This window comes from Kitasatospora sp. NPDC058218, assembly GCF_042882445.1.
Classification (GTDB): Bacteria; Actinomycetota; Actinomycetes; order Streptomycetales; family Streptomycetaceae; genus Kitasatospora.
This window is the reverse complement of record NZ_JBHVWC010000052.1, coordinates 1-24,788: the sequence shown is the minus strand read 5'-3', so window position 1 is coordinate 24,788 and position 24,788 is coordinate 1. Positions and strand designations below refer to the sequence as shown.

Annotated in this window: 16 protein-coding genes; 12 read left to right on the top strand and 4 right to left on the bottom strand. The window is 74.7% G+C overall.

The window, feature by feature from the left end; translation table 11 throughout:
* Positions 1-65: 65 nt before the first annotated feature.
* On the bottom strand, positions 66-470 hold the full coding sequence (locus tag ACFVYI_RS29240; protein WP_387891113.1) for a hypothetical protein: 405 nt from the start codon (positions 468-470) through the stop codon (positions 66-68).
* Positions 471-872: 402 nt separating this feature from the next.
* On the opposite strand from ACFVYI_RS29240, the gene ACFVYI_RS29235 reads away from it, so the two are divergent.
* The 9 genes from ACFVYI_RS29235 to ACFVYI_RS29195 all read left to right on the top strand — a co-directional run bounded on the left by ACFVYI_RS29235 (position 873) and on the right by ACFVYI_RS29195 (position 9,501).
* A complete protein-coding gene (locus ACFVYI_RS29235) occupies positions 873-1,292 on the top strand; it encodes a hypothetical protein (RefSeq protein WP_387891110.1) in 420 nt (139 codons plus the stop codon).
* A complete protein-coding gene (locus tag ACFVYI_RS29230) occupies positions 1,289-2,374 on the top strand; it encodes a polyprenyl synthetase family protein (RefSeq protein ID WP_387891107.1) in 1,086 nt (361 codons plus the stop codon). The genes ACFVYI_RS29235 and ACFVYI_RS29230 overlap by 4 nt, the downstream gene beginning before the upstream one ends.
* Before the next feature lie 166 nt (positions 2,375-2,540).
* The gene (locus tag ACFVYI_RS29225) at positions 2,541-3,209 is read left to right on the top strand and encodes a cupin domain-containing protein (protein WP_387891106.1); all 669 of its coding nucleotides are present in this window, start codon (positions 2,541-2,543) and stop codon (positions 3,207-3,209) included.
* On the top strand, positions 3,206-4,375 hold the full coding sequence (locus ACFVYI_RS29220; RefSeq protein WP_387891104.1) for a hypothetical protein: 1,170 nt from the start codon (positions 3,206-3,208) through the stop codon (positions 4,373-4,375). The genes ACFVYI_RS29225 and ACFVYI_RS29220 overlap by 4 nt, the downstream gene beginning before the upstream one ends.
* On the top strand, positions 4,372-5,256 hold the full coding sequence (locus ACFVYI_RS29215; RefSeq protein WP_387891102.1) for a hypothetical protein: 885 nt from the start codon (positions 4,372-4,374) through the stop codon (positions 5,254-5,256). Before ACFVYI_RS29220 ends, ACFVYI_RS29215 begins: the two co-directional genes overlap by 4 nt.
* A 55-nt stretch (positions 5,257-5,311) precedes the next feature.
* The gene (locus tag ACFVYI_RS29210) at positions 5,312-5,896 is read left to right on the top strand and encodes a hypothetical protein (RefSeq protein WP_387891101.1); all 585 of its coding nucleotides are present in this window, start codon (positions 5,312-5,314) and stop codon (positions 5,894-5,896) included.
* 82 nt (positions 5,897-5,978) lie between these two features.
* Positions 5,979-7,715, top strand: coding sequence for an asparagine synthetase B family protein (locus ACFVYI_RS29205; protein WP_387891100.1), 1,737 nt, complete (start codon positions 5,979-5,981; stop codon positions 7,713-7,715).
* Positions 7,716-7,741: 26 nt separating this feature from the next.
* On the top strand, positions 7,742-9,061 hold the full coding sequence (locus tag ACFVYI_RS29200) for an aldehyde dehydrogenase family protein (protein WP_387891098.1): 1,320 nt from the start codon (positions 7,742-7,744) through the stop codon (positions 9,059-9,061).
* A gap of 107 nt (positions 9,062-9,168) precedes the next feature.
* Positions 9,169-9,501 carry a hypothetical protein gene (locus ACFVYI_RS29195; RefSeq protein ID WP_387891096.1) on the top strand — a complete coding sequence of 111 codons (333 nt, stop codon included), beginning with the start codon at positions 9,169-9,171 and terminating at the stop codon, positions 9,499-9,501.
* A gap of 3 nt (positions 9,502-9,504) precedes the next feature.
* On the opposite strand, the gene ACFVYI_RS29190 is transcribed toward ACFVYI_RS29195, so the two are convergent.
* Positions 9,505-11,097, bottom strand: a complete 1,593-nt coding sequence (locus ACFVYI_RS29190; protein WP_387891094.1) for a PQQ-binding-like beta-propeller repeat protein — start codon at positions 11,095-11,097, stop codon at positions 9,505-9,507.
* A gap of 177 nt (positions 11,098-11,274) precedes the next feature.
* On the opposite strand from ACFVYI_RS29190, the gene ACFVYI_RS29185 reads away from it, so the two are divergent.
* Complete coding sequence (locus ACFVYI_RS29185; protein ID WP_387891091.1) at positions 11,275-11,931, top strand: NADPH-dependent F420 reductase; 657 nt, start codon at positions 11,275-11,277, stop codon at positions 11,929-11,931.
* A gap of 73 nt (positions 11,932-12,004) precedes the next feature.
* Here the strand turns inward: ACFVYI_RS29185 and ACFVYI_RS29180 are convergent, their stop codons facing one another.
* Together ACFVYI_RS29180 and ACFVYI_RS29175 are read right to left on the bottom strand one after the other, a co-directional pair.
* A complete protein-coding gene (locus tag ACFVYI_RS29180; RefSeq protein ID WP_387891088.1) occupies positions 12,005-17,617 on the bottom strand; it encodes an amino acid adenylation domain-containing protein in 5,613 nt (1,870 codons plus the stop codon).
* Positions 17,614-22,611 (bottom strand): amino acid adenylation domain-containing protein, encoded by a 4,998-nt coding sequence (locus ACFVYI_RS29175; RefSeq protein WP_387891086.1) that lies wholly within the window; start codon positions 22,609-22,611, stop codon positions 17,614-17,616. Before ACFVYI_RS29175 ends, ACFVYI_RS29180 begins: the two co-directional genes overlap by 4 nt.
* A 578-nt stretch (positions 22,612-23,189) precedes the next feature.
* On the opposite strand from ACFVYI_RS29175, the gene ACFVYI_RS29170 reads away from it, so the two are divergent.
* Positions 23,190-23,627, top strand: a complete 438-nt coding sequence (locus ACFVYI_RS29170; protein ID WP_387891085.1) for a YchJ family protein — start codon at positions 23,190-23,192, stop codon at positions 23,625-23,627.
* A gap of 676 nt (positions 23,628-24,303) precedes the next feature.
* Positions 24,304-24,609 (top strand): hypothetical protein, encoded by a 306-nt coding sequence (locus ACFVYI_RS29165; RefSeq protein WP_387891082.1) that lies wholly within the window; start codon positions 24,304-24,306, stop codon positions 24,607-24,609.
* Positions 24,610-24,788 lie beyond the last annotated feature (179 nt).

The window sequence follows — 24,788 nt, the reverse complement described above, 5'->3', positions numbered from 1 at the left end:
TCCAGCGCGTGGCGGGCCCGTCCCGTGCACTCACCCCGGCCGGCTCCGCGGCGCGGCCGCCCCGGTCAGGCCCGGAGCGCGGCCGGGACCGCCGCGAGCAGGGCCGCGGCGAGCGCCACCGAGAGGCACAGCGCCGCCCAGCGCGCGCAGATCCGCCGGCACTCGCTGCGGTAGCGGGCGGCCAGCTGGCGGCACCGCTCCACCGCCCGGTCCACGACGTCCTCGGCGTAGCGCAACCGGTCGGCCGCATAGGCGCGTTCGAGGTCCTCCCGCTCGCCGGGCGACAACCAGGGGAACCGGCCCGCGAACGCCTGCGCGTCCCGCTCGGCCGCCGCCACCTCGGCCTCCCAGGCCAGGTAGCCCTCCAGCCGGGCGATCTCCACCCGCGCGTCCACCCGGGGCCGCGCCGGCCCGGCGCCCTTGCCCGGCCGAGCGCTCCGCGCCCTCGGCGGGCGCTGTCTGCCACCCATGACCGCTCCTTGTCCTGCACCCGGGCACCGCGGCGAGCAGCACTGCGGCAGCGGCGCGCACCTGTCGATTCGGCCGGCCGAAACGCGCCGCCGGCGACAACACCCGGCGGTCGATCGCACCGCAACCACGCAACTACTATCAGTGACCGACTACGGCCCGCGGGACGACTCGCCGGTCCCGACCGGACGGCGGGGCGCCCGGCCGGCCGCCCGCGCCGGGCCGATCGCCGCGGCGCCCCCGCCGAGAGGTCCGCACGGGCCCGAACGCGGCCGCGCACACCCCGAGGACAGTGGACACGCTCCGCACATGAGCGTGTACCATCAGCGATCACGGCGGCGCTCTGCCCGGCCGCCGGCCCGGCCTGCCCCGGCCCGCCCGGGGTGCGAACCAGGAGGTCAGCCATGCCCGATGCCGGTCGTTTCAGCGAGTTGGGCGAGCAGGGCTCGCAGGCGGTCATGGAGGCGGCCGCCGTACTGGAGCGCGAACTGTCCGCCGGACTGGCGGAGGCCAGGACGGCCGGCGACCGGCTGACCGGCGAGCACCGCGTCGACCAGGAGGAGTTCGACCAGCTGGTGCGCCGGGTGTCGGAGAACACCCACCAGCTGATCGACGCCGTCAGCTCCCGGCTGCTCGGCAACACCAGCGGCGACGCGGCCGAGCAGACCCAGCGGCTCGCCACCAACGCGCACGACGTCATCGACCTGCTGCTCAACCTCAGCTCGCTGGCGCCGGCGTTCGCCAACCGGTCGATGGACAGCACCTTCGGGCCCCGGCAGAGCCCCGCCGAGCGCCCCGACGGGGCCGAAGGCCAGCAGGGGTGACCGCCGCCGCCCGGCCGCTCGCCGAGGCCGCCACACTGGTCGAGCGCGTGCTGGCCCGGCACCGCGAGCGCACGGTGACGGAGCTGCTGCGCCACATCCCCGAGCAGAGCCCGCCGTACCTGTACGAGCTGGCGGCCGACTATCCGGCCCGGCCCTGCAAGGGGCTGCGGTCCGCGCTCTGCCTCGCCACCTGCGCCGCGTTCGGCGGCGACTCCGGGCGGGCGCTGAACCCCGCCGTCACGGTCGAGCTCTTCCACAACGGCTTCCTGATCCATGACGACATCCAGGACGGCAGCGAGCTGCGCCGGGGCGCGCCGACGCTCTCCGCCGAGCACGGCGTCGAGGTCGCGCTGAACGTGGGGAACGCGACCAATCTGCTCGGCCTGCGGCGGCTGATGGCCAACCGGCACGAGCTGGGCGGCGAACTGGCCTGGCGGTTGTTCGAGGAGACCGAGCTGATGTGCCGCCAGTCGCTGGAGGGGCAGGCCCTTGAGATCGCCTGGATCCGCGACAACGCCTGCGACCTCGTGCCCGCCGACTACTACCGGATGTGCCTCAAGAAGACGTCCTGGTACACCTTCCTCTACCCGTGCCGCAGTGGCCTCCTGGTGGCCGAGGGCGCGAACACCGACGCCGCCCGGCTCGACCGGTTCGGCTGGTACCTGGGGGCGGCCTTCCAGATCCAGGACGACGTGCTCAACCTGATCGGCACCGAGGCGGACTACGGCAAGGAGATCGCCGGGGACCTCTGGGAGGGCAAGCGCACCCTGCTGCTGATCCACCTGTTGGAGCGCTGCACCCCGGCCGAACGCGCCCGCGTCGTGCGGTACCTGAGCCGCACCCGGGCGCAGCGCGGGCCCGGTGCGGCGGAGGACGTGCGCTGGCTGCTGGACCGGATGGCGGCGTACGACTGCGTGGAGAGCGCGCAGCAGGCGGCGGCCGGGCTGGTGGCCGCCGCCGAGCGGGAGATCACGGAGGTCCTGGCGGCGGCCCCGGATCCCGTCGAGCCGTCCGAGGAGGCCGCCGAGGCGCGGGAGTTCCTGCTGGCCCTGCCCGACTTCGTGGTGGCCCGCGGGCGCTGACCGGCCGCCCGGCCCCGCCGCGGCCACGCCCGTTGCCCCGCCGTTCACTTCGCCTCCGTAGGATCCACGACGCCGGCCCCCGCTCGGGGAACCGGCCGCGCGGTGATCGGCGTCACCGGGGATGACGCCGCGCTCGGGCGGCGCCGACGTGGGGGTGGGGTGGCGGATGTCCGTACGATCCGGGCTGCTCGGACTGGAGCGGCTCGCCCGGTCACTGCCGGCCGGCGTGGACCTGTACCAGCTGCGGCCGGACGGCCGTGTCCTGATCGCCGACCGCGACGGCGCCCGGGAGTTGGGCCCGGACCGCGCGCACGGGGCGGCCGGCGAGGAACTGCTGCGCTTCATCGACGAGGGGCAGTTCGCCCACTACCTGGTCGGTGACGCCAAGACCTCGCCCGAGCGGCCGTCCAACGCCACCTACAAGCTCGGCATCGTCGCCCCGCACAGCGCGTTCACCCCGCACGCCCACGGCGGCGAACACCTGGTGCTGAGCCTGGGCCACGCCGCCTGCGGGCTCTACGACGCCGAGCGCCGCCGGGTGGTGGACGTCCCGCTGACGCCCGGGCTGCTGATCCGCATCCCCGAGCTGATGCCGCACTCCTTCGCCAACCGGGGATCCGGACCGCTCAACATCCTCGCCGCCAACACCGGGTTCGGCATCGACCACGAGGACTACGCGATCACCGCGGCCGAGGCCGAGCGCCGCGAGGACGACCAACTGGCCGCCGCGCTCCGGGAGGTGGAGCGGAACCAGCGCGCGGGTACGGTCAGCACCAGAGAGCGGCTGGCCGCCCGGCTGCGCCGTTTCGCCGCAACGCTGGAGACCCCGCGATGATCTGCCCGCACTGCGCCAAGAACCTGCTGCAGCGAAGCCGCTCCGGGCACAAGTGCGGATACTGCGGCAAGCACTTCGCCCTGGACCCGAAGGTGGAGGGGGCCGGGCTGCACGACGTCCGGATCCGCCGGCTCGTCGGCAAGCTCACCGGTGCGGGCGAACTGGTCTGCACGGTCGACCAGTTGCGCTACGCGGCCGAACGCCGTGGGCGGCCCGCCCAGGCCTTCCGGGGGAGCAGGGGCAGCGCGGGCTGCCTGGGCGTGCTCGGGGTCGGCGCGCTGATCGGCGCCATGGCCCTGAAGGGCACCCCGATCGCGCTGCTCGCGCTCGTCGGGGCCGCGCTGCTGGGGTTCGCCGTACGCCAGGTGGTGCTCGCCGACGAGCCGGCGCCGCCCCGTGAGCACACCACCCGCTGGACCGCCGGCACCTTCCACGACACCGTGGTGCCGCGGTGGAAGAAGGTCTACTCCGCCCTGCCCGCCGGACTGGTCGAGGACGCCCTGGTCCGCTCCGACCCGCCGGTGGCCGACCCGGCGTTCGTCCTGCTCTGCCCGGACCGGACCGTCACGGCCTTCCTGCACGCCAACCACTACCCGCAGCGTCACCGCGCGCTGCTCGTCGCCGACCTGCGCGCCGCCCCCCGCGGCCTGCCCGTCGTCGTCCTGCACGACGCCTCGCCGCAGGGCTGCCTGCTGGTCGCCGACGCCCGGGCCGCGCAGCCCGGCCGCCGGGTGCTGGACGCCGGGCTGCCGGCCCGCGCCGTGCTGGCCGCCGAGGACAGGTCCGTCGTGCTGCGCGACCCGTTCCGCGCCCCCGAGTTGCAGATCCGGCTGGAACGGGACGCCGGCTGGCTGAACTCCTCCGAGCTGGCGTGGTACGCCGAGGGCTGGTGGAGCCCGGTGGCCGCGGTGGCGCCCAAGCGGCTGATGGCGATCGCCGTCCGGGCCGCCGAGCGCGTCCTGGAGCAGCCCGCGCGCATCCCGTTGCAGAAGTCCCCGGTGGCGCGGGTCGCGCCGATGGCGGCGGCGCGACCGGAGGAGCCCGCCGAGACCCGCCGCCGGGCACTCGCCGTCGGCTTCCTGACCTGGCCCGAGCCGAACGCCGGGCCGAACCCCGGGCCGAACCCCGGCCCGAACGCCGGGCAGCACCGAAAGGGCACCCCATGACCCTCCCGTCGCCGCCCCGGCCCCCGCGCCGCCGGCCGCTGCGCCTGCTGCTGGACGGCGCACTGACCGTCGCCGCCGACCGGGCCGGGGCACCCGGCGACCTGCGGTACACCGAGCGCCAGCTGTACTACGAGCTGTGCCGCGTCCTCCAGCCGCTGCACTCCGGCCCGCGCCGGATCCCGTACACGCTGGCGCCGCCGGTGCGGTACGCCCGGTTCGCCGAGGTGCTGGCGGTTCGCCGCGCCGAACTGCCGGGCCTGCTGCCGCCCCCGGAGCCGCTGCGGGAGGTGGCGCGCCGGCCGCGGGCCGGCGCCGAGAGCGACCTGTACGACTACGGGCTGCCCCGGCTGCTGGTCTGCCAGAGCCGGGAGATCACCGGGATGCTGATCGCCAACGATCTGCACCTGGAGGCCGCCTGTCCGATCGTCGCCGCCGCCGACCTGCCGCTCGACCCGCGGCTGGTCGCCACCCTGGAGCGGGCCGGGGGCGCGGTGGTGCACGTGCTGCACGACGCCAGCCCGGCCGGGCTCGCCTGCTTCGAGCGGGTCCGCGACGAGCTGCGCGGTGCGGGCGGGCCGGGCCGCGCCGTACGGGTCCGGTCGATGGGACTGGTCCCCCGGCACGCCGCCACCCTGCACCTGACCGCCGGACGCGGCCCGCAGCCGTACCGGGGCCCGCTGCCCGCGGGGCTTCGGCCCGAGGAGCGCGCCTGGCTCGGCAGCGGCCGGACCATCGAACTGGCCGCCGTCGGCCCCGCCCGGCTGCTGCACACCGTGATCCGCCAGGTCCGGGGCGGCGCCGCCGGCCCCCGGCGGGCCCCGGTCCACCACCGGGTCCGCAGCGCGCGCTCCGCCGGCTTCCTGACCTGGCCCACCGCCTGACCCTCCGCCTGACCCTCCCCAGGAGGGCCCCCGGACACCTTGAGGACTCCCGACCATGACGCAGCCACGCCACCTCGGCTACAGCGACGAACTGCTGGCGGACGGCACCGTGCACCGGCGCTACGAGGACGGCCGCAGCGAGTGGCGCCGGCGCGGCGCCGACCGCCTCGTGCACTGGCACGACAGCGACGGCCTGGCCGGCACCGACGAACCCCTCGGCAAGGACCTGGTCAAGCGCCGCCACACCGACGGCACCGTCCGCTACGGCCGTGACGTCGGCTACGGCCGGACCGTCTGGGCCCGCGGCGAGCTGGTCACCGTCAACCGCACCGCCTTCAGCGGCCGGCTCGGCGTGGTGCTCGGCGCGCTCGGGGTGGCCGGGGCCGCCGCCGTCGCGGTCTCCCAGTTCCCCCCGCTGGAGCTGAGCGAGGCCGAGGAGGAGCAGCTGCGCGAACAGGCCCGCGCCCAGGCCGCCGGCTCCTCCTCCGGCGGCGACGGCGGGGGTGGGTCGTCCGGCGACGGCTCCTCCGGCGGCGACGGCGGGGGCGACGACCCGGACGGCGGCGACATCGACGCCGACTACGGCGGCGACTGGGACGCCTCCGCCGACGACGGCTGGGACGGCGACGACTTCGGCTGAGCCCCGCACGGCCGCACGTCCCCGTGCGCCCGTGCCCGCGAAACGGACCACGGCACCACCCACCGAAAGGCACCCCTCCCGCATGGCTCGCTGCTGCGCCTGCGCCGGATCCGACCCCGATCGGGCCCGCACCCACCTCGCCGCCCTGACCGGCGGCGCCCCCGCGCCTGCCCGGGCCGCCCTGATCAGCGGTGAGCCCGGCTTCGCCACCGGCCCGTTCACCGTCGACGGCGTCACCGCCGTCGGCGAGGTGACCCTGCACAACCGCACCGAACTGCTCGCCGCCCTCGCCGCCGCCGGCACCCCGGCGCCCGACGACCTCCCCGACGGCGAACTGCTGCTCAGGCTCTGGCGCCGCCTCGGCGCGGACGGCGTCCGGCTCGCCGACGGCCTGTTCGTCCTGGTCGTGGTGGACGGCACCGACCTCGTCCTGATCCGCGACCACGCCGGCGCCCGCACCGTCTTCTACGCCCGCGCCGACGGCTGCTGGGCCGCCTCCACCTCGCTGCGCGCGCTGCGGCACTGGCCGGCGCTCGGCACCGGCGTCAACCTGGCGGCCGTCCGCTCCTTCCTCACCTTCGCCTACCTGCCCGGCGAGGAGACCCTGCTGCGCGGCGTCCACGAGGCGCTGCCCGGCCGGATCCTGCGCCTGTCGGCGGACGGCGCGGTGCACCAGGAGCAGTACTGGGAGCCGGCCGAGCTGCTCCCCGCCGAGGCCGACACCCCACCGCCCGCGGAGTACGCCCGGCAGCTGCGCCTCCTCCTGGAACAGGCCACCACCCGGCGGCTGCCGGCCGGCGAGGCCGTCGCGGTCCTGCTCTCCGGCGGCGTCGACAGCTCACTCGTCACCGCACTGGCCGCCCGGCTGCACGACCACCCGGTGCACACCTACTCGATCAGCTTCGGCGACGAGCTCCCCAACGAGCTCGGCTACTCCGGCCTGGTCGCCGGGCACTGCGGCACCCGCCACCGCGTGCTCACCGTCTCCGGCGCCGAGGTCGCCGCCCGGCTGGCCGACACCGTCGCCCTGCTGGACAGCCCGGTCGGCGACCCGCTGACCGTCCCCAACCTGATGCTCGCCGAGGCCGTCGCGGGCGACGGCCTCAGCGTCTCGCTCAACGGCGAGGGCGGCGACCCGGTCTTCGGCGGCCCGAAGAACCTGCCGATGCTCGTCCACGAGATGCACCGCGACGACCCGGCGCCCGAGGTGCGGGCGGAGGCGTACCTGCGGTCCTACCGCAAGTGCTACGAGGACCTGCCCCGGCTACTCACGCCCGCCGCGCTGCGGGCCCTGGAGACCGAACCACCGCCCCGCCGGTTCGTCGCCCCGTACCTGCGGCCCGGCCCGATGCACTCGCTGCTCAACCAGCTGCTCCACTGCAACCTGCGGACCAAGGGCGCCCACCACATCCTCACCAAGGTCGAACGGCTCACCGCCTCACAGGGCGTCCAGGGCCGCTCCCCGCTCTTCGACCGGCACGTGATCGACCACGCCTTCGCCACCCCGCCGACGCTCAAGCTCAACGGCACGGTGGAGAAGTGGGTGCTCAAGGAGGCCGTCCGGGACGTCCTGCCGGCGACGGTCACCGACCGCCCGAAGAGCGGGATGCGCGTCCCCGTCCAGCAGTGGCTGCGCGGCCCGCTGCGCGACCTCTCCGGCGAGCTGCTGCTCGGCCGCACCGCCCGCGAGCGCGGCCTCCTCCGGCCCGAGACCGTCCGCACCTGGATGCGCCGCGAGGGGACCCTGCTGCCGCGCCAGGGCGGCAAGCTCTGGCTCGTCCTCACCCTCGAACTCTGGCTGCGCGCCTACGACCTCTGAACCCGTTCCCCGAAAGGCCCCCGCACATGGACCTGATCGACCCCCGCACCGGCGCCGTCCGCGGCGCCCTGGAGCCGGCCCGCGCCGAGCGCGTCGCCGAGGCCGTCGCCGCCGCCCGGCTCGCCACCGAGCCCTGGCGCGCGCTCACCCCGCGCGAGCGCGAGCGCCGGCTGGACGCCCTCGCGGACCTCGTCGAGCGGCACCTCGCCGAGTACACCGCGCTGGAGCAGGCCGGCACCGGCAAGCCCGCGGACGAGGTGACCGGCGAACTGCGCAACGTCGCCGACCTGTTCCGGTTCTACGCCGGCGCCGCCCGCACCGGGACGGCGCCCGCCGCTGGCCGCTACCTGCCCGGCCACGAGAGCTGGGTGCGCTGGGAGCCGATCGGCGTGGTCGGGGCGGTCGTCCCGTGGAACTACCCGCTGCTGATGGCCGCCTGGCGGTGCGCCCCGGCGCTGGCCGCCGGCAACACCGTGGTCGTCAAGCCCGCCGAGACCACGCCCGACTCGGTCGCGCTGCTCGCCGAGCACGCCGCGCAGGTGCTCGGCGACGGCGTGCTCACCGCCCTGCCCGGCGACCGGGAGACCGGGCGGCTGCTGGTCGCCAGCGGCGTCGACATGATCGCCTTCACCGGCAGCGCGGCGGCCGGCGCCGACATCGCCGCCCGGGCCGGCCACCGCCGGGTCAGCCTGGAGCTCGGCGGCAACAGCCCCGTCCTCGTGCTGCCCGACGCACCGGCCCACACCTGGGCCGCCCTCGCCGAGGCCTGCACCTACAACGCGGGCCAGAGCTGTGCCGCGCCCGCCCGGGTGATCACCCTGGAGGAGAACCACGAGCAGGTCGTCACCGCCCTCGCCGCCGCCCTGGCCGAGCGCCGGGCCGGGCGGGACTTCGGCCCGCTCAACAACCCCGACCAGGCCGCCCGCTACGACCGCGTCCTCGGCGCCTCGGCCGCCGAGCGCTCGATCACCGCCCCCGGCCGCACCGACGGCCTGTGGCGGCCGGCGACCCTGCTCGCCGACCTGCCGGACGACGATCCCGCCGTGCTGGAGGAGGCCTTCGGCCCGTTGCTGACCGTCCAGCGCGCCGCCACCGCCGAGGACGCGCTCGCCCTCGCCAACGGCGTCCCGCAGGCCCTCGCCGCCAGCGTCTGGACCGCCGACCTCACGGCCGCCCTCGACCTCACCGCCCGCCTGCACGCCGGTGAGACCTGGCTCAACTGCCACCTGGTCCAGAGTGCCGAGCTCCCCCACAGCGGCCGCGGCGCCTCCGGCCACGGCACCGACCTCTCCGTCCTCGCCCTCCAGGAGTACCAGCGCCCCAAAACGGTGACGGTCCGGCTCTGAGCGGCCCGGCCGGGGCCCCTCCGGTCGGCCCGGCTGAGTACTTCGCGCACCCCGAACTGAGTACCCGTCCGCTGTCCGGGGCGGGCCCGGGCGGCCAGGATCGGACCATGACCGAGACCGCCTCCGGGCCCCGCGCGAACTGGCGTCGCGCTCCGCTGGCCTCCACCCTGGTGACGGGGTTCTGCCTGCTGTTCGTCCTCCCGTTGCGGGGGCTGGCGGAGATGGCCACCGATCCGTGCTCCGGGCCCGGCTCCTGCCCGGCCACCGAGGCTCAGCTGGCGCTCTCCGACCACCTGTTGCTCACCACGGTGGCGCTGATCGTGCTGCAGTGGCCGGTGGCGTACCTGCTGCGGCCGGCCCGGGTCTGGGCGGCGCTGGCACCGATGGCGGCGCTGCTGTCCGTGGTGGCCGTGATCTTCAGCATCAACCCGGGGACCTGACCGTCAGGCGAAGGCCGACGGCCGGCCGAGGGCGACCAGGCGGTGGTCCTTCGTCCCGACGTAGATCCGGCCCTTGTCGGTGGCCGGCACCGAGAACTTGCTGACCGTGCCGAGCGGGAAGGAACGGCGCAGCTTCAGCGTGCCGCCGACCGGTACGGGGTCGTAGGCGCGCAGCTCGCCGCCCTCGCCGTACTGGCCGGTGCCGGACCAGATCACCCAGACCAGGGCGGAGCCGGAACGGGCGCCGTCGGAGGTGACGACGGGTGAGCCGGACATCTTGAGGAAGTCCTCGGCACTGGTGCCGGCGCTGGTCAGCTGCGGGGTCCCGGCGGAGGTGACGGAGTACTTGAGGGCGCGCAGCCTGCCGTAGTTCTCGACGGTGTAGACGTAGCCGCCGTCGCCGCCCCAGACCGCCGGGTGGCCCCAGACGCCGCCGTACGGGCCGCTGATGCCGACGGCCTTGTCGGTGCCGCCGGGCCCCTGGCCCATGCCGCCGAGGTCGTCGCGGTCGAGCAGGAAGATCCGGCCGTCCTTGCCGACCTGGACCAGCAGGCGGGGGTGGGCGGGGGTGCCGAAGCGGTCGGCGGGGAGGGCGACCGGGCCGCCGGAGCCGAGGTCGGTGTCCCGCTTGTCGAGGGTCGCGTTGTTGGCGGGGCTGAAGAAGTCCTTCGGGGTGAAGCCGCCGTCGCCGTCGACGGCGAAGCGGATCACCGATTCGCCCAGGCCCCCGGGCGGCCTGGAGCCGGGCCCCTGGGCGGGTGAGGCGCCGGCGCCCTGGCCGTTGGCGGTGGTGAGGATGATCCGGCCGGGGCCGTCCGAGACCAGCCCGCTGCCGGCCATCCAGATGGAGGCCCGCTGGGTGTCGGAGCCGGCGACCGTCGACCAGAGGGTGAGCTTGCGGGTACGGGTGTCGAGGCCGGCCAGGGTGCCGATGTAGTCGCCGATGCCGCAGAGCGAGCCGAAGCCGAAGTAGACGTGCCCGTCGAGCAGCAGCAGCCCGGGCCGTTGGAGCGAGCGGTAGGCGTTGAACGGCTTGCCGGGGGCGTTCACCGGGTCGCCCTGCACCGTCACCGGCCAGCCGCTGCGCTCGGCGCCGGTCTGCGCGTCGACGGCGTGCACGTAGTAGTGGGGGTGCTTGTCGTCCGGGCCGTCGTCGACCTTGCTGGTGAGGTAGACGGTGCCGGTGGCCGGGTCGTACACGGGCGTGGAGGTGGTGCCGACGTTGGGGCCAGGGTCCGAGCAGCCGATCGCGGCGGAGGCCCAGGCCGGGCCCATCGCGCGATGCCAGGTGATCTTCCCGGTGGCGGCGTCGACACCGTAGACGTGGTTGGTCTCGGTGGCGACGACCACGGTCGGGCCGATGACCAGCGGCTGGGCGAACACCTGGCCGTCGAGTTGGGTGGCGAAGCGGATGCCGAAGTCGGACTTGCCGACCTCCTCGGGGGCGAGCCCCGGTTCGTCCTGGTCCCAGGCGGTGCGCTCGGTGGTGACGGAGACGGTCGTGACGTCCGCCCGGGCGACTGCGGCCGGGGCGATCAGGGCGATTCCGGCGAGCAGCGCCGCCGCCCGGGCGTACGGTCTGGCGGTTCGGTTCATGGCGCCCATGCTTCGGGGGTGACCGCGCGGCCACCAGCGGGCGTGGTCCAGTCGGCGGACGCGGCACCCGCCGACGGGCCGAGGTCCGGGGTAATTCGCCGGACGGCCGGGGCGTGTTGATCTATCGTCGACGCGGCACGCGCCACGGGGCGCGCGACGGCAGAGGGTGAGGCGCGGGTGCGGTTCGGAATCATCGGCACGGGTCAGGTCGGACAGACCCTCGCGGACAAGCTGGTGGCGCTCGGCCACGAGGTGACGCTGGGTTCGCGGAGCAAGGACAACGAGAAGGCCGTCGCCTGGGCGCGGCAGGCGGGCCCGAACGGGTACCAGGGGACGTTCGCCGACGCGGCCGAGTTCGGGCAGGTGGTGCTGAACGCCACCGGCGGGACGGTCGCGCTGGAGGCGCTGCGGGCGGCGGGCGCCGAGCGGCTGGCCGGGAAGCTGCTGGTGGACGTCTCCAACCCGCTGGTCTTCTCCCCCGAGGGCGAGGTGACCCTGGACCCGGTGAACACCGACAGCGTGGGCGAGCGGATCCAGCGGGAGTTCCCGGACGCCCGGGTGGTGAAGGCGCTCAACACGCTGACCGCGCCGCTGATGGTGGACCCGGGTCGGCTGCCGGGTGGGCACAACCTCTTCATCGCCGGGAACGACGCGGGCGCGAAGGCCGAAACGGTCGCGCTGCTGGGCGAGTTCGGCTGGCCGGCGGAATCCGTCATCGACCTCGGGGACATCGCGGGCGCCCGTGCGATGGAGATGATGATGCCGCTCTGGCTCCGGCTGATGGGCGCCTTCGGCACGACCGAGTTCAACTACTCCTTCAAGCGCGCCGAGTAGCCGGGTACCGCTGACGGCGCTGCCCCGCCCCTCCGATCGCCGGAGGGGCGGGGCAGCGCGGTACCGCGGGGCGCTACCGGGAGCCGGGGCCGGCTCCGGCGGGGACGCGCTTCTCGGGCTCGTCCTCGACCGGCTCCGGGGTGCCCCGGACCGGCCGGGGCACCCGCGCCGCCGCTGCAAGCCCGCCCGAACCGGCCGCACCGGCCGCCCTGGCTGCCTCGGTCAGCGCCAGCAGGCGGTCCGCCTCGGCCTGGATGGCGTCCTTGTCACCGATCTCGGCGTCCGGCAGGGCGTCCGGCAGCAGGTCCTCGATCAGGCGCAGCGGCCGGTAGGCGAGGCCGAGCAGCCCCCAGACCGCCAGGACGATGCCGACCAGGACGAGCAGCAGGCCCGCGCCGCGGCCCGGGCCGGTGCCGAGCACCAGGCCGACGGAGTCGGCGAGCGCACCGCCCGGTCGCATCAGCGGCTCGAAGACCTGGTCGGAGAGCGGTCCGGCGGTGAGGAAGCCGAGCGGCATCATCGACATCGCGAGCATCTGGTTGGTGGCCAGCACCCGGCCCTGCAGCTCCATCCCGACCTTGGTCTGGATCAGCGCCATCCAGTGCGAGTTGAGGATCATCAGCGCCGCCCAGAGGCCGAAGAGACCGCAGGCGGTGAGCGCGGCCTGCGGGCGGCAGCCGGTCACGATCGCGGCGACACCGACCACCGAGGTGAAGCCGATCATGCCGACCGCGCGCCGCCGGGTGCCGCCCCACAGGGCCATCACCAGCGCGCCGGTCATCGCGCCGACGCCGCCGACGGCGGTGATCACACCGAGCTGTACGGCCGACCCGCCGGCCAGCACCATCGGGGTGACCAGCACCGTCGCGACGGCGAACAGGTAGTTGAAGACCACGAAGAAGACCACCATCGCGACCAGGCTGTGCCGCCGCACGATGTAGCGCCAGCCGGTGACCACCTCGCGCAGCAGCGGCTCCTCCTGCTTGTCGAACATCGCGTCCGGGAAGCGCACCAGCAGCAGGCAGGTGACCCCGGTCAGGAAGGTCGCCATGTCGAAGAGCACCACACCGTGCAGGCCGATCAGCGAGACCAGCACACCGCCGGCCAGCACGGCCATCATGTCGCCCGCACCGGTGCCGAGTTGGGCGAGGCCGTTGGCCTGCCCGAGGTAGCGCTTGGGCACCAGCTGGGTGATCGCGGCCAGGTAGGCGGGGCGTTGGAAGGCCGAGCAGACCGACCCGATGCTGGCCACCAGGTAGATGTGCCAGACCTCCAGGAGGTCGGCCCAGAGCAGGCCGCCGAGCGAGAGCATGGCGGCCGCGGCCACCGTGTCCGTGACGATCATGATCTTGCGGCGGTCGATCCGGTCCGCGAGCGCACCCGCGATCGGCAGCAGCAGGACGGCGGGCAGCACCGCGACCACCGAGATCATCGCGAAGTCGAAGGCCGAGCCGGTCTGCTGGTAGACCCAGACCCCGAGGGCGAAGGTGGAGAGGCTGGTGCCGATCATCGAGACGAACTGGCCGATCGCCACCTTGGCGAAGGTGCCCAACTCGGCCCGGGCCGCCGGCCGCTTGGCCGCGACCTGCTCGGCCACCGCGCCGGTCGCGGTGAACTCGGCGATCACCCGGGCGAGTTCGTCGGCCTGATGCTTGAGGAAGTAGTGCCCGGCGCGCGGGATCACGGCCAGGTCGACGGCGTCACCGAAGTGCTCCCACTCGGCGTACCGCTCCTCGTACAGCAGGGTGGCGCGGTCCTTCTCGCCGACCACGCAGAGGATCGGTGCGGCGATCCGCGCCGGGCGGGCGTCCCCGTACGCGCCGGTGTAGAACTCCTCGGCCTGTCGGACGTCGTGGCGCAACGCCCGTACCAGGAAGTCCTGTTCGTCCTGGTCGTAGACGTCGGTGAAGCCGCCCATGGCGCGCAGGTAGTCGAGGTAGGAGCGGTTGGAGAGCATCCGGTCGCCGGGCAGCCGCTTGGCCATCCACTCGGCGAACCGGCCGGGCAGCCGGGCAGCCGGGAACGTCCCGCCGAGGGCGACGCCGCGCAGGTCGACGCCGGCCGCCTCCAGCCGGGAGCCGAGCGCGGTGGCGAGCGCACCGCCGAGGCAGTGGCCGTAGAGCACCACCGGGCCCTCGATCCGCTCGGTGATCTGCTCGGTCAACCGGTCGGCCAGGGTGTCGAGTTCGACGAGGTCGTCGTCGGGCCGGCTCGGATCGTGCCCGGGCAGCTCGACGGCGTACAGGCGGTGGCCGGCCGGCAGCGCGTCGGCGAGCGGCTGGAAGGTGATCGGGCTGCCGCCGCCGTACGGGACGCAGACCACGCTCACCTCGGCGGGCGCGCTGCCGCGGGTGAGCTTGTGCAGCAGGGTGCGCGGCCCGGTGTCCCCGGTGCCGGCGGCCCTGGCGTCGAGCAGTGCGGCGAGTTCGCGGACGGTGGGGTGCTGGAACAGGTCGATCACCGAGAGGCCGCGGCCGATCAGCCGGGCGGCGTGCACGGCGGAGAAGGAGTCACCGCCGAGCGCGAAGAAGTCGTCCGCCGCGCCGATGTCGTCGACGACCAGCACCGCCCGGTAGGCGGCGGCCACCTCGTGCTCGCTCTCGGAGGACAACTCACCGCCGCCCGAGGCCGGTTGGACGGCTACCGGCTCGGGCAGCGCGGCCCGGTCGACCTTGCCGTTGGCGTTCAGCGGCAGGGCGTCGAGCACGACCAGGGCGGCGGGCACCATGTAGTCGGGCAGCCGGGTGCGCAGCGCGGCCCGCAGCTCGGCCGGGTCGGGGGCGGCCGCCGGGTCGGCGGGCACCAGGTACCCGACCAGGGTGCGGGCGGCGCCCTCGCCCCGGGCCACCACGACGGCCTCACGGACCTGCGGACGGCTGGTGAGTTCGGCCTCCACCTCGCCGATCTCGACCCGGAAGCCGCGGATCTTGACCTGGTGGTCGATCCGGCCGAGGAACTCGACGGCGCCGTCCTCCCGGCGCCGGACGAGGTCGCCGGTGCGGTAGCTGCGGCGGCCGTTCACCTGGACGAACCGCTCCTCGGTGAGGTCGTCCCGGCCGAGGTAGCCGCGGGCCACGCCGGCGCCGGAGACGTACAGCTCACCGGGGACACCGACCGGTACCGGGCGTTGCCGGGCGTCGAGGACGTGGGCGCCGACGTTGCCGAAGGGCAGGCCGAGCGGCGCGGTGGCGGCGTCCCCGAGGTCGGCCGGGACGGGGGCGCCGAGCATCGACACCGTGGTCTCGGTCGGACCGTAGTGGTTGTGCAGCAGCAGGTCGGGGCGGGCGGCGCGGATCCGGGCCACCAGGTCGGGCCGCAGGGCCTCGCCGGCACAGATCAGCAGCCGGCCGGGGAGGATCCCGCCGAGCCCGGCGCCGTGGGCCGCGAGACCCTCCAGGTGGCTGGGGACGAGCTTCATCGCGTCGATCCGGTGCGCGGCCGCGTAGTCGGCGAAGGCGTCCGGGTCGGTGGCCTGGTCACGGGTGAGCAGGTGCAGGCAGCCGCCGCCGGTGAGCGCGCCGAACACGTTGGTGGTGCCGAGGTCGGCGGCGAAGGTCGAGACCAGCGCCCAGTTCCAGCCCTGCTGGTCGCCGCCGATCCGCTCGCGCAGCCCGTGCAGGTAGTTGCGGAAGTTGCGGTGCTCCACGGCGACGCCCTTGGGCGCTCCGGTGGAGCCGGAGGTGAAGACGAGGTAGCAGAGGTTGCCCGGGCCGACCTCGACCTCGGGGGCCGGGCACGGCGCCACCGGGGTGGTGAGCGGCTCCGGGACGACGACCGGGGCCCCGTCTACCCGGCCGGCCAGGTCCTCGGTGGTGACCACGGCGGCGGCCCCGGCGGCCGCCAGCAGCGCACGGATCCGCTCGTCCGGGTAGACCGGGTCGAGCGGCAGGTAGGCGCCGCCGGCCTTGAGGATGCCGAGCATGCCGACGACCAGAGCGGCCGAGCGCTCGACCAGCAGCCCGACCGGGCGGTCCGGGCCGACTCCGAGCGCACGCAGGCGGTGGGCCAACGCATTGGCGCGGTTGTCGAGTTCGGCGTAGTCGAGGACGCCGTCGGCGCCGCGGACGGCCGGCGCGTCGGGGGTGCGCCGGGCCTGCTCCTCGACCAGTTCGTGCAGGGTGGCACCGAGGTCCCAGTCGCGCTGGGTGGCGTCCCAGTCGGCGAGCCGGCGCTGCTCGGAGGGGGTGAGCAGCGGCAGCTCGGCGAGCGGGCGGTCGGGGGCCTGCGCCATCGCGTCGAGCACGGTGGTGAGGTGGCCGAAGAGCCGCCGGACGGTCGGCTCGTCGTACAGCTCGGTGCGCCAGACCAGGTCGGCGCTGAGTTCGCGGCCCTGGTCGACGACGGCGACGGAGAGGTCGAACTTGGCGGTGTCGGTGCCGACCGGCCGCCAGTCGACCCGCAGCCCGGGCAGGTCGAGGGTGGCCTCGGCCTGGTTGTGGACGTTGAGCATGACCTGGAAGAGCGGGGTGTGCGCGAGTTCGCGCTCCAGACCGAGGGCGTCGATCAGCCGCTCGAACGGCAGGTCCTGGTGGCCGAAGGCACCGAGCGTGCCCTCCCGGACCCGCTCCAGCAGTTGCCGCACGCTCGGGTCGCCGGAGAGGTCGGTGCGCATCGCCAGGGTGTTGACGAAGCAGCCGACCAGGGGCTCCGTCTCGCTGCGGGTGCGTCCGGCGACGGGTGTGCCGACGACGACGTCCTCCGCGCCGGTGTAGCGGGACAGCACGGTCTGCAGGGCGGCGAGCAGGACCATGTAGACGGTGGTGCCGGTCTGCTCCGCGAGTGCCCGGATCCGGCGGGTGCGCTCGGCACCGAAGCCGGCGGTGAGCCGCTCGCCCCGGGTGCCCGCCACGGCCGGCCGAGCCCGGTCGGTGGGCACGGTGACGGTGGCGGTGGCACCGCGCAGGCGCTCCTGCCACCAGGCCTGCTGGCGGGCCAGCTCCTCGGCCAGCTCGGTCTGCTGCCAGTGCGCCACGTCGGCGTACTGGAGGGGCAGCGGCTCGAAGGCCGGTGCGCGGCCCTGCCGGCGGGCCGCGTAGGCGGTGGCGAGGTCGGTGAAGAGCACGCCGATCGACCAGCCGTCGGCGGCGATGTGGTGCAGCACCAGGCTCAGTACGGCGCCCTCGGCGGTGCGCAGCAGGGTGGCGCGGACCGGCAGCTCGGTGGCGAGGTCGAACGGACGGCGGGCGTCCTCCTCCAGCCGGGCCTCCAAGCGGTCGGTGGCGGTGGCGCCGGCGGTGCTCTCGGCGTCGGGGTCGGCGGTGGCGTCGACGGTGGCGAGGCTGAACCGCGCGGCTTCCAGCAGCTCGGGCCGGACGTCCCCGTCGACGGTGGGGTAGACGGTGCGCAGCACCTCGTGCCGGTCGATGACGTCGGTGAGCGCGGCGCCGAGGGCGTCCGCGTCGGGGTCGCCGACGAGGTGGAGGGCGAGCGGGATGTGGTAGGCCGCGCTGTCGGGCTCGTACTGGGCGAGGAACCACATCCGGCGCTGGGCCGAGGAGAGCGGCGCCGGGGCGCCCTCGGGGCGGGGCGCGATGCCCTGTCGGGGCGGCTCGGCGGCGCCGGCGTCCTTGGCGGCCTTCGCGGCCTTGGCCTTGGCGAGCCGGCGGCGGAGCAGCTCCTGGCGTCTGGCCTCCTGATGTCTGGCTTCCTGGTCCGGCCGGTCGTCGCTGGTGTGCTGGTCGGTCATGCCGTCTCCCCCGTCAGTGCGCCGGTGGCGTCCTTGCCGCCCGGTGCGTCCTCGGTGCCGTCGATGCCGGCCGTCCCGGCCGTCTCGTCGATGTCGGCGATGTCTTCGCTGTCCTCGATCTCGTCGATGTCGGCGAGCAGTCGCTCCTCTATTCGGCGTGCCATCGCGGCCAGGGTGCGGGCCTCGAAGACGGTGCGCAGCGGCAGGTCGATCTCGAAGGTGTCGCGGACCTGGGCGGCCAGCCGGGTGGCGAGCAGCGAGTGGCCGCCGAGCAAGAAGAAGTCGTCGTGCCGGGAGACCTGCTCCAGACCGAGCACCTCCTGCCAGAGGTCGGCCAGCAGCTCCTCGCAGTCGCCCTCGGGCGGGGCTCCGGCGCCGCCCGACCGGGGAACGGGCAGCGCGGCCCGGTCGACCTTGCCGCCGGGGGTCAGCGGCAGCCGGTCGAGCAGGACGAGCGCGGCGGGCACCATGTAGTCGGGCAGCCGCTCGGCGAGGGCCGTGCGCAGCGCGTCCTCCCCGACGGTGCCGTCGGTGACGGCGTACCCCGCGAGGACGGGGCCGGCCGGGCCGTCGGACAGTCGGGCGGCGCCGGCGGTGACGCCGGGGACGGCGGTCAGCGCGGCCTCGATCTCGCCGAGTTCGATCCGGAAGCCGCGCAGCTTGACCTGGGCGTCGGTCCGGCCGTGGTACTCCAGCCGGCCGTCCGCGCGGCGGCAGGCGAGGTCCCCGGTGCGGTACATCAGCGCGCCCTCCGGGCCGCCGGGCTCGGGGACGAAGCGCTCCGCGGTGAGGTCGGGGCGACCGTGGTAGCCGAGCGCGACGCCGTCACCGGCGATGCAGAGCTCGCCGATGCCGTTGACCGGGACAGGCCGGCCGCCGGTGTCGAGCAGGTGCAGCCGGGTGTTGGCGATGGGTGCACCGAGCGCCACCACGCCGCTGTGGGCGGCGAGTTCGGGGGTGACCCGCTGGATCGTGGACCAGACGGTGGTCTCGGTGGGGCCGTAGAGGTTCCAGAGCGTGTCGGTGCGCTTGAGCAGGGCCTCGGCGAGGTCGGCGGTGAGCGCCTCACCGCCGCAGAGCGCGGTCAGGCCGGGTCTACCGGGCCAGTCGGCCTCCAGCAGCATCCGCCAGGTGGCGGGGGTGGCCTGGAAGTGGGTGACCGCGCGCCGCTCCAGCCAGTCGGCCAGCGCGTGGCCGTCGGTGGCGGTGGCGCGGTCGGCGATCTCCACCCGGGCGCCGGTGACCAGCGGCAGCCAGAGTTCCAGGCCGGCGATGTCGAAGGTGACGGTGGTGACGGCGGCCATCACGTCGTGCACGGTGAGGCCGGGTTCGCGGCCCATCGAGGTGAGGAAGTTGACGATCGCGCGGTGCGGGACGGCGACGCCCTTGGGCGTACCGGTGGAGCCGGAGGTGTACAGCAGGTAGGCGCGGTCCTCCGGGCCGACCGCGACGGCCGGCGCCTGCGGAGCCGCTGCCGCCTGCGGGCCGTCGACCAGGACGGTGGTCCGCCCGTCGAGCAGGTCGTCCCCGGCGGTGGCCCGCTCGGCGACCAGCAGGGTGACGCCGGCGTCGTCGAGCACCGCCCGGTTGCGGGCGAGCGGCTGGTCGACGTCGAGCGGCAGGTAGGCGGCGCCGCTGCGCAGTACGCCGAGCAGGGCGGCGGGCAGCAGCCGACCGCGCCGGACGGCGACCGCCACCAGCGTGCCGGGGCCGGCGCCGTGCTCGGCCAGCAGGTGTGCCAACCGGCCGGCGGTGGCGTCGAGTCCGGCGTAGTCGAGGACGCCGTCGGCGGCGGAGACGGCCACCGCGTCCGGGGTGCGGGCGGCCTGGGCGGCGACCAGCTCGTGCAGTCGGAGGTCGGGCAGCGGTGCCCCGACGCCCTGGGCGGGCTCCCGAGTCGCCGGGTCGGCGGCCGAGAGCATCGCCAACTCGCCCAGCGGGCGGTCCGGTTCGGCGACCGCGGTGGCGAGCAGCGCCACCAGATGGTCGAGCGCGGCCCGGACGGACCGCTCGTCGTAACGCGAGGTGCGGTACTCCGCGGAGAGCAGCGGGCCCTCGGCCGGGAACTCCAGGAACAGCGAGAGGTCGGTCTTCGCCGTGCTGTTGCACACCTCGGCGACGAACTGCAGGCTGAGGCCGGGGAGTTCGATCCCGGCCACCGGGTGGTTCTGGACCGCGAGCAGCACCTGGGCGATCGGCGAGGCGGTCAGGCCGCCGGAGCCGCCGACCCGGCGGGTGTGCTCCAGGAACGGGTAGCCGCTGTGCTCGGCGGCTTCCAGCACCACCGGGCGCACGCGGGCGACCAGCTCACGGAAGGTGTCGGTGCCGGCCACGTCGAAGCGGAGCGCGACGGTGTTGATCAAGGAGCCGAGCACCTCCTCCAGCTCGGGCACCGGACGGACCGAGAACGGGCTGAGGACCGCGAGGTCGGTCCGGCCGGTGTAGCGGTGCAGGACGCCGCCGAGCGCGGCCAGCACCGCCATGTAGAGGCTTGCGCCCTCCTGGGCGGCCCAACGTTCGGCGGAGCCGACCAGCTCGGCGTCGAGCCGGCGGGCGATCCGCCGGCCGGCGATGTCGTGCGGGTTGGGGTGCGGGCGGTCGCCGGGCAGGTGCTGGTCGGCGTCGAGCCCGAGCAGCCCCTCGCCCCAGCGCATCGCGCCGTCCCGGGCGGCCGCGTCGGCGCGCTCCTCCCACCGGGCGATGTCGGAGAACTGCAGGTCCGGCTCGGCGAGTTCGCCGTCCTGGTAGGCGCGGCCGAGCTCGGCCAGCAGCAGCCCGGCGGCCCAGCCGTCCATCGCCGCGTGGTGGACGGTGATCAGCAGCTCGTGCCGGTCGTCCCCGGTGCGCACGGCGACGGCGCGCAGCAGCCGGCCCTCGGCGAGGTCCAGCGGCCGGGCGGCCTGGTCGCGCAGCGCGGCGTCAAGGGCCTCCTCGCCGGCGCCGGTGAGGTCGAGCAGCGGGACGTCGACGGGGTACGGCGGGCGGATCTCGGCGGTCACCGCGCCGTCCTGGCCGGCGAGCGCGGTGCGCAGCACCTCGTGCCGGCTGACCACCTCGCTCAGCGCCCGGCCGAGCGCGGCGCGGTCCAGCGCGCCGACGGCGCGGATCCGCATCGGCACGTTGTAGAGCGGGCTGCCGGGGTGCATGGTCTCGTGCAGCCAGAGTTCGCGCTGGAAGCCGGTGGGGCGGGCGGGCAGCGCGGCCTCCCGCACGGGCGGGGCCACGGAGGGGCGGCCGCCGCCGCCGTTGGCGACCCGGACGGCGAGCGCGGCGACGGTCGGCGCGGCGAAGAACTCGGCCAGCGGGACGCGGGTGCCGTACGCGCGCTCGATCCGGGCGAGCAGTCCGGCGGCGAGCAGCGAGTGCCCGCCGAGGTCGAGGAAGACGTCGTGCACGCCGACCTGCGGGACTCCGAGCAGCTGCTGCCAGAGCTCGGCGATCCCGGTCTCGACCGGGGTGCGGGGCGCGACGAACAGCTCCTGGCCGCCCCGGCTCCGGGCGACGGGCGGCAGCGCCCTGCGGTCGGTCTTGCCGTTGGGCGTCAGCGGTAGGCGGTCGAGCACGCCGACGGCCAGCGGCACCATGTAGCCCGGCAACGCGGCGGCGCAGTGGGCGCGCAGGTCGGCCGCGCTCGGCTCGGCGACGCCGGGCCCGGGCTGGACGAAGGCGGCCAGGTAGGCGCCGGCCTCGTCGTGCTGGACGACGGCGGCGGCGGCCTCGACGGCCGGGTGGGTGGCGAGCACCGCCTCGATCTCGCCCAGTTCGACCCGGAAGCCGCGCACCTTCACCTGGTGGTCGGCGCGGCCGTGGTACTCCAGCTCTCCGCCCGGCAGGCGGCGCACCAGGTCGCCGGTGCGGTAGCAGCGCTCGCCGCCCACGGTGACGAACCGCTCCTCGGTGAGGTCCGGGCGGCCGTGGTAGCCGCGGGCGAGGCCCTCGCCGGAGAGGTACAGCTCACCGATGCCGCCGTCCGGCACGGCGGTCCGCCGCTCGTCGAGCACGTGGCCGGTGGTGCCGGGCAGCGGGCGGCCGATCAGGGGCTCGCCGCTCCCTCCCCGGCCGACCAGCGACCAGGTGGAGTAGACGGTGTCCTCGGTCGGCCCGTAGAGGTTGTACAGCCGCTCGACCTGCGGCTCCCCGTAGACCTGGTCGGCCAGCCGGCGCGGCAGCGCCTCGCCCGCCAGATTGACCACGCGGACGCCGCCCGGCAGGCCCCTGCCGCCGGGGGGACCGTCCCCGCGCAGCAGAGCCGCCATGGCGCTCGGCACGGTGTTGACCAGGGTCACCTCGTCGCGGGCGGGCAGCTCGGGCAGCGCGAGGACGTTCTCGGCGACCACGACCGTGCCGCCGACGGCGAGCGGGAAGAACAGCTCGTAGACCGAGATGTCGAAGCAGACCGAGGTACCGAACAGCACGCCGGCGACGTCGGCCGGGCCGTAGGTCCGCGCGGCCCAGCGGAGCATCGCGTTGACGCCGCGCTGGGTGACCGCGACGCCCTTGGGCCGGCCGGTGGAGCCGGAGGTGTAGAGGACGTAGGCGAGGGCGTCGGCACCGCCGCCCGGGGCGAGCGGCGCGCGGGGGCTCTCGGCGTCGGTGTACAGCAGGGTCGCGCCCGAGCCGGCCAGCAGGTGCTCGTGTGCGCGGTCGGTGAGGACGACGGGCGCCTGCGCGTCGCCGATCACCAGCTCCAGCCGGTCCTGCGGGTAGGCCGGGTCGAGCGGCACGTACGCGCCGCCCGCGCGCAGTACCGCCAGCAGCGCGATCACGAGGTCCGCCGTCCGCGGGAGGCAGACCGCCACCAGGGTTTCGGCGCGCACGCCGGCGGCGGCCAGTCGGCCGGCCACCGCGTCGACGGCGGTGGAAAGTTCACGGTAGGTCAGACGGCGGTCGCCGTCGATCACGGCCGTGGCCCCGGGTGTCCGGTCGGCCTGTGCGTCGACCAGATCGGCCAGCGATGCCGTCGGATCCAGTGGAGGAAGTCCCGTCGAACTCATCAACTCTCCTGAGGGATGGCCCTGCGCCGACTTGTGGTCGGCTGGAAATGGGCGGTGTGCCCTCGGAGATGGTGGGGTAAAGGTCTCCGGATGACCAGCACATCTCCGTCACTTGTTCGATATGCCGGAAAGATCACCTGCCGATCACCCCCTAGCGGTACGCAGCGTGACGGTTCGTCGACGATTTCCTACGGATTGTCGAGACCCGTGACATGGGCGCGCGCTGCCGATACGGTCTTCACAGCGACCGACGGGACATCAGCTCCGAGGCGGGCAAAGGAGCTTCGATGCTTCTCATATTGACCTGACCTTGTCATTTGCCCGGGCAGCGACACCGCCGGCGACCGCCGCACGCGACCCGTTCGCCCGCTCGGCCCCCCGGTCGCCGACTCCTTCACGGCAGGGTCCCGTCCTCACGGATTGCACACATCTCAGGCCGGTCCCCGGACCGCGCGGGCATCCCGCCCCGACGCCGGTACCGGAGGATTCCCGGAGGATCCGGGCACCCGGCGCCCGGCGGAGCGCCAGGGCGACGGGCCGGGGCGGCGACACCCCCGCGAGGGGTGAGAATGGACGCCATGTCCCGACGCCGCCCCGCGCCCCGCGCCGCCGCCCCCGCGCCCCGCCTGCTGCCCTCCTCGCCCTGCCCCTGCGGCCTGCCCGCCGCCTACGGCGACTGCTGCGGCCGCTACCACCGGGGCCTGACCGCGGCGCCGACCGCGGAGGCCCTGATGCGCTCGCGCTTCAGCGCCTTCGCCGCCCACGACGAGGCGTACCTGCTCCGCTCCTGGCACCCCGACACCCGGCCGGACTCGGTCGACTTCGACCCCGCGCTGCGCTGGACCCGGCTGGAGGTGCTCTCCACCACCGACGGCGGCCGCTTCCACGCCGAGGGCACCGTCGCCTTCCGCGCCCACTACACCGAGGGCCGCGACCAGGGGATCCTCACCGAGCACAGCCGGTTCGTCCGCCACGAGGGCGCCTGGGTCTACCTGGACGCCCTCGCCCTGGACTGACCGCCACGGGGCCGCCGGGGCCCCGCGCCAGCGGGGACACGCGGACGGGCGGCACCTGGGAACGACAGGAGTCGAACAGGACACGAGCCCACCCGCCGCGCCGCCGTACGCTGATTGCCGGGGCCCCTCACGTCGACGAGCGCGAGGGGCCCCGCACGGCATTGCGGCCCGACCAGCGGGAGCGGCGTCGGCCAAGCCGCCGGATGCGGTCGGTGCGCGGGCGTGGGGCAGAACACTGGGGCGCGTATTGAGTTGTGATCAATCTGCGGAATTCGCCCTTGGAGGGGAGCCTGGTCCGGTAGATCATCTTGCATGACGCGCGGGCAACGTACTGACGGGTAGTGGGAGAACATCATCGGCGCCCCTGACACCGCCCTCCGGGCTTCATCCCCCGCCGCGCCCCCCGCCTTAGCCTCGGGCTTTCACGAGCGGGTTTGTCCGGGTCTTGATCAAATAGGCAGAAAGCGCTTTTGACCTGCAACGATGGGACTTATCAGGGGTCTTGTCCGCTATAAGGAAAGAGCACTCTCCAGGTGAACGAGCGCATGGGGCCGTATTGCTGTACCCACCTGTCCGAGCCCTTGTCGGCGGTGGCGCGGGGTCTCGTAGGCGCTCGCAAAATAGCTGGTCACTGGCGCGGTCTGTGTAGGACCCTGAGCGTATGCCTCGACGTCTCATGTTCGTGCAGTTGAAGACTGGTTACGCCACCGACCGCGGACCCTCGTGGATCGGGTGGCTGGACTTCTCGAAGACCTGGAGCACTGCGTACTTTCACGGGAGGACACTGCGCCGGGCAGGGGCGATGTTCGATGCGAACTTCTACGACGTGCAGACCGGCGAGGAGTTCTGGGTCTCCGGGCCGAAGCGGGACCGCACCGACACCCGCTACGGCCCCTCCAACCCTGAAATCGAGCCGGAAGCCGTCGAGACCTATCACGCCTTCCTGGAGGGTGCGCCCCTGCCGGGCCGGGAAAACGGCTAACCTCGCGCCCTGGCGAGCGGGGCTGGTCCGGGTCTTGATCAAATAAGCGGAGAGTGCTGCTGACCTGCAACGATTGGACTTGTCTAGCCTCGATCTTTCGTGACGGTCCGTCGGTTCATCCGGCGGGCCGTTTCGGCTTGTGGGGCTGGTGGTGGGCAGGACGATGGCCCGGCTATCGC